Annotated in this window: 12 protein-coding genes and 1 riboswitch; of the genes, 7 read left to right on the forward strand and 5 right to left on the reverse strand. The window is 59.9% G+C overall.

Going from position 1 to position 14,825, the window contains the following annotated elements; genetic code table 11:
* Nucleotides 1-71: 71 nt before the first annotated feature.
* Nucleotides 72-1,379: a cation:proton antiporter gene (locus ACYZTM_RS13125; protein WP_461989136.1), complete on the forward strand. Its 1,308-nt coding sequence runs from the start codon at nt 72-74 to the stop codon at nt 1,377-1,379.
* On the opposite strand, the gene ACYZTM_RS13130 is transcribed toward ACYZTM_RS13125, so the two are convergent.
* Both ACYZTM_RS13130 and ACYZTM_RS13135 read right to left on the reverse strand, forming a co-directional pair.
* On the reverse strand, nt 1,380-2,267 hold the full coding sequence (locus ACYZTM_RS13130) for a formate/nitrite transporter family protein (RefSeq protein WP_461988905.1): 888 nt from the start codon (nt 2,265-2,267) through the stop codon (nt 1,380-1,382).
* 186 nt (nt 2,268-2,453) lie between these two features.
* Entirely contained in the window at nt 2,454-2,858 is a 405-nt protein-coding gene (locus ACYZTM_RS13135) for an acyl-CoA thioesterase (RefSeq protein ID WP_131060596.1), read from the reverse strand.
* A 198-nt stretch (nt 2,859-3,056) separates the two neighbouring features.
* A riboswitch (S-adenosyl-L-homocysteine riboswitch) is annotated at nt 3,057-3,159 on the forward strand.
* A gap of 23 nt (nt 3,160-3,182) precedes the next feature.
* Between ACYZTM_RS13135 and ahcY the strand changes: the two genes are divergently transcribed.
* The 4 genes from ahcY to ACYZTM_RS13155 all read left to right on the forward strand — a co-directional run bounded on the left by ahcY (nt 3,183) and on the right by ACYZTM_RS13155 (nt 8,758).
* Complete coding sequence (gene ahcY / locus ACYZTM_RS13140) at nt 3,183-4,592, forward strand: adenosylhomocysteinase (protein WP_131060595.1); 1,410 nt, start codon at nt 3,183-3,185, stop codon at nt 4,590-4,592.
* Nucleotides 4,593-4,784: 192 nt separating this feature from the next.
* Nucleotides 4,785-5,630: a methylenetetrahydrofolate reductase [NAD(P)H] gene (gene metF / locus ACYZTM_RS13145; RefSeq protein ID WP_131060594.1), complete on the forward strand. Its 846-nt coding sequence runs from the start codon at nt 4,785-4,787 to the stop codon at nt 5,628-5,630.
* Nucleotides 5,631-5,826: 196 nt separating this feature from the next.
* A complete protein-coding gene (locus ACYZTM_RS13150) occupies nt 5,827-6,642 on the forward strand; it encodes a substrate-binding periplasmic protein (RefSeq protein ID WP_131060593.1) in 816 nt (271 codons plus the stop codon).
* A 223-nt stretch (nt 6,643-6,865) separates the two neighbouring features.
* Nucleotides 6,866-8,758 carry a DEAD/DEAH box helicase gene (locus ACYZTM_RS13155; protein WP_131060592.1) on the forward strand — a complete coding sequence of 631 codons (1,893 nt, stop codon included), beginning with the start codon at nt 6,866-6,868 and terminating at the stop codon, nt 8,756-8,758.
* Between the two features lie 245 nt (nt 8,759-9,003).
* On the opposite strand, the gene ACYZTM_RS13160 is transcribed toward ACYZTM_RS13155, so the two are convergent.
* From ACYZTM_RS13160 to ACYZTM_RS13170, 3 genes are all read right to left on the reverse strand, one after another.
* Nucleotides 9,004-9,588, reverse strand: coding sequence for a YceI family protein (locus ACYZTM_RS13160; protein WP_461988906.1), 585 nt, complete (start codon nt 9,586-9,588; stop codon nt 9,004-9,006).
* Nucleotides 9,589-9,620: 32 nt separating this feature from the next.
* The gene (locus tag ACYZTM_RS13165) at nt 9,621-10,172 is read right to left on the reverse strand and encodes a cytochrome b (protein WP_131060590.1); all 552 of its coding nucleotides are present in this window, start codon (nt 10,170-10,172) and stop codon (nt 9,621-9,623) included.
* A gap of 264 nt (nt 10,173-10,436) precedes the next feature.
* Nucleotides 10,437-12,194 carry a flavin monoamine oxidase family protein gene (locus tag ACYZTM_RS13170; RefSeq protein WP_131060589.1) on the reverse strand — a complete coding sequence of 586 codons (1,758 nt, stop codon included), beginning with the start codon at nt 12,192-12,194 and terminating at the stop codon, nt 10,437-10,439.
* A 222-nt stretch (nt 12,195-12,416) separates the two neighbouring features.
* Here ACYZTM_RS13170 and ACYZTM_RS13175 point away from each other — a divergent pair, with 222 nt between their 5' ends.
* Both ACYZTM_RS13175 and ACYZTM_RS13180 read left to right on the forward strand, forming a co-directional pair.
* Nucleotides 12,417-13,823, forward strand: a complete 1,407-nt coding sequence (locus tag ACYZTM_RS13175) for an adenosylmethionine--8-amino-7-oxononanoate transaminase (protein WP_131060588.1) — start codon at nt 12,417-12,419, stop codon at nt 13,821-13,823.
* Nucleotides 13,824-14,063: 240 nt separating this feature from the next.
* The gene (locus tag ACYZTM_RS13180) at nt 14,064-14,783 is read left to right on the forward strand and encodes a 16S rRNA (uracil(1498)-N(3))-methyltransferase (protein ID WP_131060587.1); all 720 of its coding nucleotides are present in this window, start codon (nt 14,064-14,066) and stop codon (nt 14,781-14,783) included.
* The last annotated feature ends 42 nt before the right edge of the window (nt 14,784-14,825 follow it).

Here is a 14,825-nt window from a genome sequence, read left to right on the forward strand (position 1 = left end):
TCGCTCCTACAAGGAATCGCGCAAATCCTGTAGGAGCGAGGCTTGCCCGCGAAGAAACTGACTCGGTGCAACTGCCTGAAACCCCATTTCTCACCTGCCATCCAAGGACCCCGGATCTCGAACTTGTCGCTGCCTTTATCTGCCTCACCACACTCCTCACCTATGTCAATTTCCGCTTCATCGGCCTGCCCCCGACCATCGGGGTCATGGTCACTGCGCTGATGTTTTCCCTGCTGCTGCAAGGCCTGAGCTTCCTCGGCTACCCCAGCCTCGAAGAACGCATTCAGCAGCTGATCGGCCAGATCGACTTCGGCGATCTGCTGATGAACTGGATGCTGTCCTTTCTGCTGTTCGCCGGCGCCTTGCACGTCAACCTGAATGACTTGCGCAGTTACCGCTGGCCCATCGGCTTATTGGCGACGTTCGGCGTTTTGATCGCCACCGCGGTGATCGGCAGCCTCGCCTATTACATTTTTGCCCTGTTCGGCTGGCACGTGAGCTTCCTCTATTGCCTGCTGTTCGGCGCGCTGATTTCCCCCACCGACCCGATCGCGGTCCTCGGCGTGCTACGGACCGCCAATGCCTCCAAGCCGTTGAAAACCACCATCGTCGGCGAGTCGCTGTTCAACGACGGCACGGCCGTGGTGGTCTTCACCGTGTTGCTGGGCATCGCGCAACTCGGCGAAACCCCGACTGTCGGCGCCACGGCCATGCTGTTCGCCCACGAAGCGATTGGCGGCGTGCTGTTTGGAGGGCTGATCGGCTATCTGGTGTACCTGATGATCAAGAGCATCGAGCAGCATCAGATCGAGGTCATGCTGACCCTGGCGCTGGTGATCGGCGGCTCGGCCATGGCGTCGGAGCTGCATGTTTCCGCACCGATCGCGATGGTCGTTGCCGGTCTGATCATCGGCAACCTGGGCCGCAACCTGGCGATGAACGACATGACGCGCAAGTACCTGGACGGTTTCTGGGAACTGCTCGATGACATGCTCAACGCCCTGCTGTTCGCCCTGATCGGCATGGAGTTGTTGTTGCTGCCGTTCAACTGGTTACACGTGCTCGCGGCGAGTTTGCTGGCAGTGGCGATTCTGCTCTCGTGCTTGCTGACAGTGGCGCCGGCCATCGTGCTGCTGCGGCGTTGGCGCACGGTCCCGCGCGGGACGATCCGGATTCTGACCTGGGGTGGTTTGCGCGGTGGTGTTTCGGTGGCGCTGGCGTTGGCCCTGCCGCTGGGCCCGGAGCGTGACTTGCTGCTGAGCATCACCTACATCGTGGTGCTGTCGTCGATCCTGTTGCAGGGTTTGAGTATCGGCAAACTGGTCAAGCACGTGACCCGGGATGAGCCTGCGCCAACGGCACAGGCTGAGCATCACTGATTACTTTTTGCTCTTCTGCGGATCGGGCTCCATGTCCTGATCCGCAGTCTTCTTCGGCGGCCCGCTCTCGCTGCGGATCTGCGCATGGCTGATCAGCGCAAAGATGAAGCTGCCACCGATGATGTTCCCAGCCAGCGTCGGCCCGGCGAACACCAGCCAGAAATCCTTCCACTGCAATTCGCCGGCAAACACCAGGTACGAGACCTCGGCCGAACCGACCACGATGTGGGTGAAATCCCCCAGCGCCATGAGGTAGGTGATGAGGATGATGATCCACATCTTGGCGCTCTCCATGGACGGAATCATCCAGACCATGGTCGCAATCATCCAGCCCGAAACGATGCCTTTGGCGAACATCTGGCTGGCGTCGTTTTCCATGATCTTGCGCCCGATATCGAGGAAAGCCAGGTCGGTCTTGCTGTCGAAAATCGGTAGATTCAGCATCACGTAGGCCACCAGCAGCGTGCCGCAGAGATTGCCCACCAGCACCACCGACCACAGGCGCAGCAACCGGCCGAAATTGTTCAGTGTGGGTTTGGTCATGATCGGCAGCACGGCCGTCAGGGTGTTCTCGGTGAACAACTGCTGACGGGCGAGGATCACCGCGAGAAAGCCTGCGCAGTAGCCGAAACTGGCGATGACTTTGAAGCCCTCTCCGTCCGGCAGTCGGGAATTGAGCAGTCCCATGGCCATCAGCGACAGGCCCATGGTCAGGCCGGCGGCCAGCGCCGACCACCACAAGGCGGCGACACTGCGCTCGAGTTCCTGATCGCCCTGGGTACGGATGATTTCGTGCAGCACCGCCGCCCGCGGTGGCTGGTTCTTGTCGACCTCGTGCCGTTCTTCCGGCGACAGGTTTGGGGTCTTGCCTTCTTTCTTGGCGTCCATAAAGCTCCGGAACCGGTGGTGTGTCATGTAGGTACGACACGCGCGGTTCGGAGCTGTTCACTGACCGTCCAAACGAAACCGGCTCTGTAGGAGCGAGCGATGCGGCGTTCCGACTTGCCCGCGAAGGGTTCGGTGGTGACGCAAATGACGCCTTCGCGAGCAAGCTTCGCTCCTACGGGGCTCGCATTACTCGCTGGCGACGTCATCCTTGAATTGGTCTTTGACGTACTTGATCTCAGTCTGGCCATGCGGCGCCGGCAAACCGTCTTCACCCAAATTCACGAAGACAATCTTCTCCACCGTCAGGATGCTTTTACGGGTGATCTTGTTGCGCACTTCGCACTTCAGGGTGATGGAAGTGCGACCGAACTCGGTGGCGGTGATGCCCAGTTCGATGATGTCGCCCTGGCGTGAGGCACTGACAAAATTGATTTCGGAAATGTACTTGGTGACCACACGCTGATTGCCCAACTGGACGATGGCGTAGATCGCCGCTTCTTCGTCGAGCCAGCGCAACAGGCTGCCGCCGAACAGCGTGCCGTTGGGGTTGAGGTCTTCGGGTTTTACCCATTTGCGGGTGTGGAAATTCATATTCACTCCTGAGCGTCTTGCCGAATGATGGGGGGCATCATGGCAGAGCCCGACCCAGGGCTCTATCACGCATCGACTATGGCCTCGATTACCGTTCAGACATTGACCAACAGAAACGCTTTGGAAGTATCGCTGACGCGGCTATAATCGCCACCGTTTCAAAACGGTAACGTTCCATTGCTACCGTTTTCCCGCCACCTGTCCGAGGGGCGCTGCAGCAGGTTCGACCTGTCAGGCTCGGATGGGGCGTTGCTTGACCGTTATCGGTCAGACACTAAACGCACAACGGCGCCCATTCGCATACATTACGAATGGAGGCTCATCATGAGCGCTGTTATCACGCCTGCAGATTTTAACGATTACAAAGTGGCCGACATGTCCCTGGCTGCCTGGGGCCGTCGCGAAACCATCATCGCCGAATCCGAAATGCCAGCCCTGATGGGTCTGCGCCGCAAGTACGCCGGTGAGCAGCCACTCAAAGGCGCCAAGATTCTCGGCTGCATCCACATGACCATTCAGACTGCTGTGCTGATCGAAACCCTGGTTGCCCTGGGTGCCGAAGTACGCTGGTCGTCCTGCAACATTTTCTCGACTCAAGACCAGGCCGCTGCTGCTATCGCCGCTGCCGGCATCGCGGTTTACGCCTGGAAAGGCGAAACCGAAGAAGAGTACGAGTGGTGCCTGGAGCAAACCATCCTCAAGGATGGCGCGCCTTGGGATGCCAACATGATCCTCGACGACGGCGGCGACCTGACCGAGCTGCTGCACAAGAAATACCCGGCGATCCTGGACCGCGTCCACGGCGTCACCGAAGAAACCACCACGGGCGTTCACCGCCTGCTGGACATGCTGGCCAAGGGCGAGCTGAAAATCCCGGCCATCAACGTCAACGACTCGGTGACCAAGAGCAAGAACGACAACAAGTACGGCTGCCGTCACAGCCTGAACGATGCGATCAAGCGCGGCACCGACCACCTGCTGTCCGGCAAGCAAGCGCTGGTCATCGGTTACGGCGACGTGGGCAAGGGCTCCGCTCAGTCCCTGCGTCAGGAAGGCATGATCGTTAAAGTCTCCGAAGTCGACCCGATCTGCGCCATGCAAGCCTGCATGGACGGTTACGAGCTGGTTTCGCCGTTCATCGACGGTATCAACAACGGTACTGAAGCAAGCATCGACAAAGCGCTGCTGGGCAAGATCGACCTGATCGTGACCACCACCGGCAACGTCAATGTTTGCGACGCGAACATGCTCAAAGCCCTGAAGAAGCGCGCTGTTGTCTGCAACATCGGCCACTTCGACAACGAAATCGACACTGCTTTCATGCGCAAGAACTGGGCATGGGAAGAAGTGAAGCCACAGGTTCACAAGATCCACCGTACCGGCGCTGGCGCATTCGATGCCCAGAACGACGACTACCTGATCCTGCTGGCCGAAGGCCGTCTGGTTAACCTGGGTAACGCAACCGGCCACCCAAGCCGCATCATGGACGGTTCGTTCGCCAACCAGGTTCTGGCGCAGATCTTCCTGTTCGGCCAGAAGTACGCCGACCTGTCGCCAGCCCAAAAAGCCGAGCGCCTGACGGTTGAAGTACTGCCGAAGAAACTCGACGAAGAAGTGGCCCTGGAAATGGTCCGCGGTTTCGGCGGCGTTGTGACTCAACTGACCAAGACCCAGGCCGACTACATCGGCGTGACCGTCGAAGGTCCGTTCAAGCCGCACGCTTACCGCTACTGATTGGACCTGCTGTCCGCTCCCCATGGGAGCGGACTTATGCAGTATCCACGCTCCCCTGTAGGAGCGAAGCTTGCTCGCGAACGCATCACCGCGTTGTTCCTGAAGCACCGCGTCGTTGCTTTCGCGAGCAAGCTTCGCTCCTACAGATAAGCGCGGCGACTGCAAGGCTTACGCGTTTTCAAGGGTATTCCCATGTCCCAAGACCGTCGCTACAGCTTCGAGTTCTTCCCTACGAAGACCGACGCTGGGCATGAAAAACTGCTCGCTACTGCTCGTCAGCTGGCTACGTACAACCCCGATTTCTTCTCCTGCACCTACGGCGCTGGCGGTTCGACCCGTGATCGCACGCTCAACACCGTGTTGCAGCTCGAAAGCGAAGTCAAAGTCCCGGCCGCACCGCATTTGTCCTGCGTTGGCGACAGCAAGGACGACCTGCGCGGTCTGCTGACTCAATACAAGGCTGCCGGCATCAAGCGCATCGTTGCCCTGCGCGGTGACCTGCCTTCAGGTATGGGCATGGCCAGCGGCGAATTGCGCCACGCCAACGACCTGGTTCAATTCATTCGTGAAGAAACCGGCGATCATTTCCACATCGAAGTCGCTGCTTATCCAGAGATGCATCCGCAAGCGCGCAATTTCGAAGACGATCTGAACAACTTCGTGCGCAAGGCCAACGCTGGCGCCAACAGTGCGATCACCCAGTACTTCTTCAACGCTGACAGCTACTTCTACTTCGTCGAGCGTGTACGGGCGATGGGCGTGAACATCCCGATCGTGCCGGGGATCATGCCGATCACCAACTACAGCAAGCTTGCGCGTTTCTCCGACGCTTGCGGTGCGGAAATCCCGCGCTGGATCCGCAAACAGCTGGAAGCCTACGGCGACGACACCCAGAGCATTCAAGGCTTTGGTGAGCAAGTCATCACCGAAATGTGCGAACGGCTGCTGCAAGGTGGCGCACCGGGGCTGCACTTCTACACACTGAATCAAGCTGAAGCGAGCCTGGCGGTTTGGAACAACCTGAAGCTGCCACGCTAGAAGCAAGATCAAAAGATCGCAGCCTCGTTTCACTCGACAGCTCCTACAGGGGATTGCGTACTCTGTATGAGCTGCGAGTGAAACGAGGCTGCGATCTTTTGCATTCAGCGCACTTTTATTGTGCAGCAACACACGGAGATAGAGCTTGTGGATCCGGTTTCTGGCTCTTTGTGAATTCTCGTCGTAATCTCAAGCCATGCCTTTGATCGCCCAGTTACTGACCGTGTTTCTTTTCACTTGCCTGAGCTTCGCCGCCCGGGGCGAGAAGCTGCGCATTGTCACCGAGCCGTGGGCGCCTTATGTCTATGAGCAAGACGGCAAATCCCTGGGCCTGGATTACGAAACCACGGACATCGTCTTCAAACGCCTGGGGATCGAAGTGGACTGGCAGTTCCTGCCGTGGAAACGCTGCCTGTCGATGCTTGAAACGGGCCAGGCGGATGGCGCGCTGGACATCTTTCACAGCGATGAACGCGACGCAACGCTCCTGTATCCCGCCGAACCGCTGTCGGAAGTCGAATTCGTGATGTTCTACGCCAATGAGCGGCCCCATCCGTTTCGCACCCTGGACGACCTGAAAGGCCTGACCGTCGGCACCTCCCCGGGCTATCTCTACAGCAAGGATTTCAGCGAATCGGCCCTGTTCACCCGGGAGCCGGCGCCGACCCATGAAGCCAACTTCGGCAAACTGGTGCGCGGGCGGATCGACCTGCTGATCACCGACCGCCGGGTGGGTCAGCACTTGCTCGACGAATTGGGCATCCGCGACAAGATTACCGAGAACCCGACCGTCATCAGCCACCAGAGCCAGTTCCTGGCGGTGCGCCGCAACGCGGGCATGGACTTGTTGGTGCAGCGCTTCGGCGCCGAGCTCAAACGCTTCAAGCGCGAGCCTGCGTACGCAGAACTGAGCGCCCGTTATGGTGCCGAGCCGGCAGCCGAGGTGAAAACCACCCGAGCCACCGCCGCCAGCGGAAAAACCGTTGAGCAGCAGGAAAGCGGCGCGCAGTGATTGCTCTGTTATACTCCGGCCTTCCCGCCAGGCTCACGCCCGGACGCTCGGACTTGTTCAAGGCATCTCGACACCGCTACAGCGCAGCTTTTCAGCCCGCGCGAGCACTCCAGACGAGCTTTCAAGGCCCAGCAGGACCGGACGGGATTGCGTTCCTCTTAAACGCCATTCGCGCCAGGCAAGACTCCCATTGGGCCAAGCCCTAACTAAAACAGGATTACTCATGTCCTTTGCTTCCCTCGGTCTCTCCGAGGCTTTAGTCCGCGCCATCGAGGCAGCGGGCTATACCGAGCCTACTCCGGTGCAACAGCGGGCCATTCCCGCCGTGTTGCAAGGTCGCGACCTGATGGTCGCGGCTCAGACAGGTACTGGTAAAACCGGCGGCTTCGCCCTTCCGATTCTGGAGCGGTTGTTCCCCAACGGTCACCCGGACAAATCCCAGCGTCACGGCCCGCGCCAACCGCGCGTACTGGTCCTGACCCCTACCCGCGAACTCGCCGCTCAAGTTCACGAAAGCTTCAAGGTTTATGCCCGTGACCTGAAGTTCGTCAGCGCCTGCATCTTCGGCGGCGTCGGCATGAACCCACAGGTTCAGGCCATGTCCCGTGGTGTTGACGTGCTGGTGGCCTGCCCTGGCCGCCTGCTTGACCTCGCCGGCCAAGGCAGCGTCGATTTGTCCCACGTGGAAATCCTCGTGCTGGACGAAGCCGACCGCATGCTCGACATGGGCTTCGTCCATGACGTGAAAAAGGTCCTCGCCCGTCTGCCGAGCAAACGCCAGAACCTGCTGTTCTCGGCGACGTTCTCCAAAGACATCACCGACCTCGCCGGCAAGCTGCTGCACAACCCGGAACGCATCGAAGTCACGCCGCCGAACACCACGGTCGAGCGTATCGAACAGCGCGTATTCCGCCTGGCCGCCAGCCACAAGCGTTCGTTGCTGGCGCACTTGATCACCGCTGGCGCCTGGGAACAGGTTCTGGTGTTCACCCGCACCAAGCACGGTGCCAACCGTCTGGCCGAGTACCTGGACAAACACGGCCTCGCCGCCGTCGCGATCCATGGCAACAAGAGCCAGAACGCCCGCACCAAAGCCCTGGCCGACTTCAAGGCCGGTGAAGTGCGCATCCTGGTCGCCACCGACATCGCCGCTCGCGGCCTCGACATCGACCAGTTGCCACACGTGGTCAACTTCGAACTGCCGAACGTCGACGAAGATTACGTGCACCGTATCGGCCGTACCGGCCGGGCCGGTCGTTCAGGCGAGGCGATCTCGCTGGTCGCTCCGGACGAAGAAAAGCTGCTGAAAAGCATCGAACGCATGACCAAGCAGAAAATTGCCGACGGCAACCTGATGGGCTTCGACTCCAGCGCTGTAGAAGCCGAGAAGCCAGAAGTCCGCGAGCGTCCGGATGTGCGTAACCCGCGCAACCCACGTGGCCCGCGCGGCGACGGTCCGAACGGCACCGGCGGCGGTGGCGGTCGTAAAGACAAGGGCAAGGACAAGGGCGGCAAGGAAAAACCTGCAGCCACTGGCCGTGGTGATCGCCCAGCGCGTGAACACAAGCCACGCGAAGGCACCCCGGCTCGCGAGCAACAGCGCCCGGCTCCTCGCGCCGCAGCTGCTGACCGTGCTCCGGATGAGTTCCTGGACGACGACGTCGATAACTTCGGTAACCGCGTCGACTACGTGCCTCAAGCCAAACCGGCTCAGGGCCGTGGCCGCCGTCCGGGTGCTCCGGCGCAAGGTTCGGCTGCTGGCGCTGGCGCCGGCGCAGGTGCTCCGCGCACCGGCGGCAAGCCTCAGGGTCGCCAAAGTGGTCCGCGCAGCAGCGACGGCGCCACCACCGGCACGCCGCCGGCCAAGCGCAGCGGTCCACGCAACGGCGCTCCACGTGACGGCCAGGCCCGTCGCGAAGAGCCGCGCAACCGTCGCCCGGCCCGCACCGACGATCAGCCGCGCTCAGAACCGGCCGTGCAAAATCCGCGCGGTCCGGCACCGAAGATCATCCATAAAGAGTCGAAGACCGATCGGTTCCCGACGCCAGAGCAACTGGATCAACTGCCAGGCCGTCCACGCGGTGAGAAGCCAGCGTTGCTGACCCGCAATCGCTGATTTAACGCAGTAACAAAAAATGCCCCTGATCTCACGATCCGGGGCATTTTTTTATGCAGCACCGATTAACTGTAGGAGCGAGGCTTGCCCGCGAAGGGGTCGACTCAGCTATGTGATGTGGCCACTGACGCCTTCGCGGGCAAGCCTCGCTCCTACAGGGTTTTAGGGTGCCGCGCAGATATCGCAGGCAATAAAAAACGCCCCTGATCGCAAGATCGGGGGCGTTTTTGTGTCAGGCTCGAATGTTACTTCGCTTTCACACCTTCAAACGAAACGTACAGCTCGACCGCATCGGACGCTGGACCCAGGTCTTTCTGCTTGCCGAAGTCGGAATGCTTGATGCTGGTAGTGCCTTCGAAGCCGGCACGGTAGCCGCCCCATGGATCCTTGCCTTCGCCCAGGAACGTGGCCTTGACCACAACTGGCTTGGTCACGCCAAGGATGGTCAGGTCGCCGGTCACGTCGGCAGTGTCTTTGCCAGCGGCGTTTTTGCCGGTGGATTTGACGCTGGTGGAGACGAACTTGGCTTTAGAGCCGTTCAGGAAGTCTTTGCTGGCGATGTGTTTGTCGCGCTCGGCATGGTTGGTGAACACGCTGGCGGTGTTCACGTTGAACTCGATCTTGCTGTCTTCCGGCTTGGTAGCGTCGAAGCTGAACGTGCCGTCGATATCCTTGAAGGTACCGGTGATGAAGCTGTAGCCCAAGTGGCTGATCTTGAAGTCAACGAAGGCGTGCTGGCCTTCCTTGTCGACGACGTAGTCAGCCGCCATCACGTTAGCGGACAGCAGAGCCGAACCGATTGCCAGAGCAGCGAGTGTTTTTTTCAACATGCTTTCTATTCCTTTGGAGTCGAGGTTGAACTTCAGGCTTTGCGGCCCAGCATTCGAGTGAGGGTCGCATCACGATCGATAAAGTGGTGCTTCAATGCTGCCAACGCATGGAGACCGGAAAAAATTACCAGCGCCCACGCCAGATACAGATGAATTACACCGGCGGTGTCTGCCTGGTCCGGTAGTCCGGAAACCAGCGCAGGAACTTCAAACAGGCCAAACACCGAAATCCCGACACCGTCTGCGGTGGAAATCAGGTATCCGGCAATCATCACAGCGAACAGGCCGAGGTACAGGAACGAATGACCGAACCTGGCGCCAAGACGCGTCATGCGGCTATACGTTTCCAGTGTCGGCGGTGGCGGGCTGACAACGCGCCACAACACCCGCAGGACCATGACGGCCAACAACACCAGGCCAATGCTCTTGTGCAATTCCGGCGCGTCTTTGCGCCAGGTGCTGTAGTAGTCGAGACCAACCATCCACCAGCCCAGCGCAAACAAACCAACGACCGCCAGCGCCACGCCCCAATGCATGAAGATGCTGACCCAACCGTAGCGGGAAGAAGAGTTACGTAGCTGCATTGCCCAAATCCTGTGAGAACTGCGACCAAGACTATCGAGTTATCTATCTATTTAAAGCGGAAAATTTCGCTTTGAAATATCGAGAAATACGATCAAGAGCTTGAAATAGGTGAGTTAAGGAAAGATTAAAGACCCCTGTGTAAAAAAAATGAAGTCCAACTAAAGAACACCTCCGTCATGAGGTTTGTTCGATTCTTGATATTGGTTTTCTTCGGGAACATAAAAAAACGCGGCATTTCTGCCGCGTTTCTTTAATCCCAACGCTTACTGCGCTTTGGTATCCGTTGCCGGGGTCGCGGCGGGTTTGGCCGCTGGCTTCTTGGCCGGTTCAGCTTTCTTTACCGGGGCTTTTGCCGGAGCCTTTTTGGCCTCGGTTTTGGCAGCAGGCTTTTTCGCCGGAGCCTTTTTGGTCGGTTCGGCTTTCACCGGTGCCACTGGTTTCGGTGCTTCGACCGGCGCTGGCGCAGGGGTCGGGGCTGGCGTTGGAGCCGGTGCAGGAGCAACCGGAGCCACTGGCTCTGGCGCCTTGACCGGTTCCGGTTTGTCGTCAGAACCACCAAACAGGCTAGTGAAGAAGTTACCTTTCTTCGCCGCCACCGCGCCGGCCGCCACAGCGGTCGCTGCCGGAACAACCTTCGCCGGTTCAAACGACTTGCCCGCCGCCAGGTCTTCAACCTGACTGGCCGCGCGCTGACCGGTGCGCAATGCGCCTTCCAGCGTGCCCGGGTACAAGGTGTCGGTGTGTTCGCCAGCGAACGCTACGCGCTGCAGCGGACGCTCCCACAGGCGCCAGTACTTGCTGATCTGGCCCGGGCCGAAGGCCAGGTAAGCGCCACCCATCGACGGGTCGGTGCTGTAGCGGCGGATTTCATAACCGGTGAACGAACCGCGTGCCTGTGGATAAAACGCGTGCAGGCGAATCAGCACCTGGTCGACCATCTGCTTGTCGCCGAACGCCTGCATCACGCGCGCGTTGTCGCCGGACAGGTTGATCACCACGTTGGCGCCGCCCTTCAGCGCCGGCTCGACCCACAACATGCCCAGACCAGTGTTGCTGTAGATCTCGCCGGACATGCGCGCCTTGCTTTCCCACACTGGCGTCTTGAACTTCAGCATGATCTGGTCGCGCCAGCCGTAGTTGGTGCCTTTGATGGCGCCGAGGTGCTGGGCATCCAGCGCCGGGGTCATCACGATTTTGTTCAGTGCACGCAACGGCACCGCTACCACGACGTAGTCCGCCTGATAGCCAACGCTGCCGACTTTGACGGTCACGCCGTCCTTGTCTTGGGTGATGGACGACACCGGGGAACTGGTCTTGATGGTTTTCAGCTGTTTGACGAAGGCCTGGGCCAGCACCGGGCTACCGCCGAGCAGACGCGAGGCACGCAGGTCACGGTCGGAGACGCCACGGTAAACACGGCTCTGCTGTGCGAAATACAGCAGCGACAGGCGCGAAGGTTCGTCGTAACGGGTACGAATCTGCTGGTTCACCAACTGGCGTGCAGTGGCTGGCAGGCTCAAACGGTCGAGCCAGTTGGAGACGTTGATCTGATCCAGAGCGTGCAGCGTATTGTTGGCCGCCGGGTTCTGTGGATCTTCGATCGAGCGCGCCAGATCATCCACGGTTTTTTCGTAGCGCTTGAGCGCTTCGGCGGTGGCCGGCTCCTTGGTTGCCAAGTCGGCAGCGGTGTAATACACGCCATCGATCAAGTAGCTCGGAGTCCGCACGAATTCAGGGGCTGGTGTGGTGCTCAGCTTGAAGGTCGATACGTATTTGTTCAGCACCGGTTGGGTCTTGTCGTTGCCGATCCACTCGCTGGTGGCCATGCCGGAGCGACCGCCCAGGTTCGGCTTGGCTTCCAGCAGAGTCACCTGCCAGCCTTTGTTCTGCAGTTCGTAAGCCGCAGTGAGGCCCGAGAGCCCGCCGCCGATCACGATCGCCGTTTTATCCTTGGCCAGCGCAGACACGCTGAACAGCCCCAACATCACCAGCGCACAGGCGCGCAGCCAACCAGCAGACATTCAGCGAACTCCGGAAATACACGAGGAAATAGCGGTTTTACGAGTCAGACGACTCAAAGAACCGCGAAGAATACGTCAGCCATCAAAACGCCGCCAGCAACGTCTATCGACCTATACAAAGTAGCTCAATCGACACAATAGGTTGTCCCCGTGCGATGCATTGCATAGGCTTGCGCGATTGTTTGCCCGCGAAACCAGCGAGCCGCCTCGAGGAGACTGAACATGGGCCTGAATAATCAGTGGATGCAACGCGATCTCGCGGTGTTGTGGCATCCCTGCACCCAGATGAAAGACCACGAACAGCTGCCGCTGATCCCGATCAAGCGCGGTGAAGGCGTGTGGCTGGAAGACTTCGAAGGCAAACGCTACCTCGACGCCGTCAGCTCCTGGTGGGTCAACGTGTTTGGCCACGCCAACCCGCGCATCAACCAGCGCATCAAGGATCAGGTCGATCAGCTGGAACACGTGATCCTCGCCGGTTTCAGCCATCAGCCGGTGATCGAGTTGTCCGAGCGCCTGGTAAAGATGACGCCGGAAGGCCTGACCCGGTGCTTCTACGCCGATAACGGTTCGTCCTGCATCGAAGTCGCGCTGAAAATGAGCTTTCACTACTGGCTCAACCGCGGCCAGCCGAACAAAAAGCGCTTCGTCACCCTGACCAACAGCTACCACGGCGAAACCATGGCGGCGATGTCGGTGGGCGACGTGCCGCTGTTTACCGAAACCTACAAGGCGTTGCTGCTGGACACCATCAAGGTGCCGAGCCCCGATTGCTACCTGCGCCCCGATGGCATGAGCTGGGAAGAACACTCGCGCAACCTGTTCGCCGCTATGGAACAGACCCTGGCCGAGAACCATGACACCGTCGCTGCGGTAATCGTCGAGCCGTTGATCCAGGGCGCGGGCGGCATGCGCATGTATCACCCGGTGTATCTCAAGTTGCTGCGCGAAGCCTGCGACCGTTATGGCGTACATCTTATTCACGACGAAATCGCCGTCGGCTTCGGCCGCACCGGCACGATGTTCGCCTGTGAACAGGCCGGCATCCGCCCGGACTTCCTCTGCCTGTCCAAGGCCCTGACTGGCGGCTACCTGCCGCTGGCGGCGTGCGTGACGACCGAAGACGTCTACAGCGCTTTCTATGACGACTACCCGACCCTGCGCGCCTTCCTGCATTCGCACAGTTACACCGGCAATCCGCTGGCGTGCGCGGCGGCATTGGCGACGCTGGATATCTTCGAAGAAGACAACGTCATCGAGAACAACAAGGCGCTGGCTCAGCGCATGGCCAGCGCCACCGCACACCTGGCTGACCACCCGAACGTGTCGGAAGTGCGCCAAACCGGCATGGTGCTGGCCATCGAGATGGTCAAGGACAAGGCGACGAAAGAAGCCTATCCGTGGCAGGAACGTCGCGGCTTGAAGGTGTTCCAGCATGCGTTGGAGCGCGGTGCTTTACTTCGACCGTTGGGCAGCGTGGTGTACTTCCTGCCGCCGTACGTGATTACGCCGGAGCAGATCGACTTTCTGGCTGAAGTGGCCAGTGAAGGCATCGACATCGCGACCCGTGATGGCGTCAGCGTGTCGGTGCCGAAGGACTTCCACCCCGGCTTCCGCGATCCGGGCTAAAGACCGACACAGCTCCCTGTGGTGGGAAGATTTATCTGTGGTGAGGGGATTTAGCGAAACGTCGCACCGCCCCGTAGGGTCGCGAAGCGGCCCCAAATCCGGTAACCACGATTTATCAGTTAAACCGCATTAGCCGGATTGACGACTGCTTCGCAGCCGAACGGGGATAAATCCCCTCGCCACAAAAGCCAGATCGACCCCCATTACAATGCCGAACATCAGATTCAGTAGAGACCCAGCATGAGACTGTCCCGCTTCTTCATCGACGCCCCCCTGAGCATCGGCCAACACGAGTTGCCAGAAGCCCAGGCCCATTACATCAGCCGCGTGCTGCGCATGGCCGAGGGTGATGCGCTGCAACTGTTCGACGGCTCGGGCCATGAGTTTCGCGCCACGCTGGTGGAGGTCGGCAAGAAGCGCGTCGTCGTGCAGATCGATGAAAGCTTCGCCGGGCAGGTCGAATCGACGCTTGCGATCCATCTCGGCCAGGGCTTGTCCCGTGGCGAGCGCATGGATTGGGCGATTCAGAAAGCCACTGAACTGGGCGTCACCGAAATCACCCCGATTTTCAGCGACCGCTGTGAAGTCCGCCTGAAGGACGAACGCGCCGACAAACGCCTGATGCACTGGCGCCAGGTTGCGATCAGCGCGTGCGAGCAATGCGGGCGTTCGCGGGTGCCGGTGATTCATCCGCCGCTGTTGTTGGCGGACTGGTTGAAGCAGACCGAGGCTGAATTGAAACTGGTGCTGCATCCTGTGGCTGAGCCCTTGGTGAGTCATGAGAAGCCTGGGACGTTGGCGTTTCTGATCGGGCCTGAGGGTGGGCTGTCGGATGCTGAAGTGGATCAGGCCAAGAGTGCCGGTTTTCATGCCGCTCGCCTCGGGCCTCGGGTGTTGCGGACAGAGACCGCGCCAGTGGTTGCACTGGCGGTGGCCCAGCAGCTTTGGGGAGACTTCTAGTCAGCCTTCGCGAGCAAGCCCGCTCCCACAGGGGATTTGTGG

It is taken from the genome of Pseudomonas sp. MDT2-39-1 (assembly GCF_054898085.1).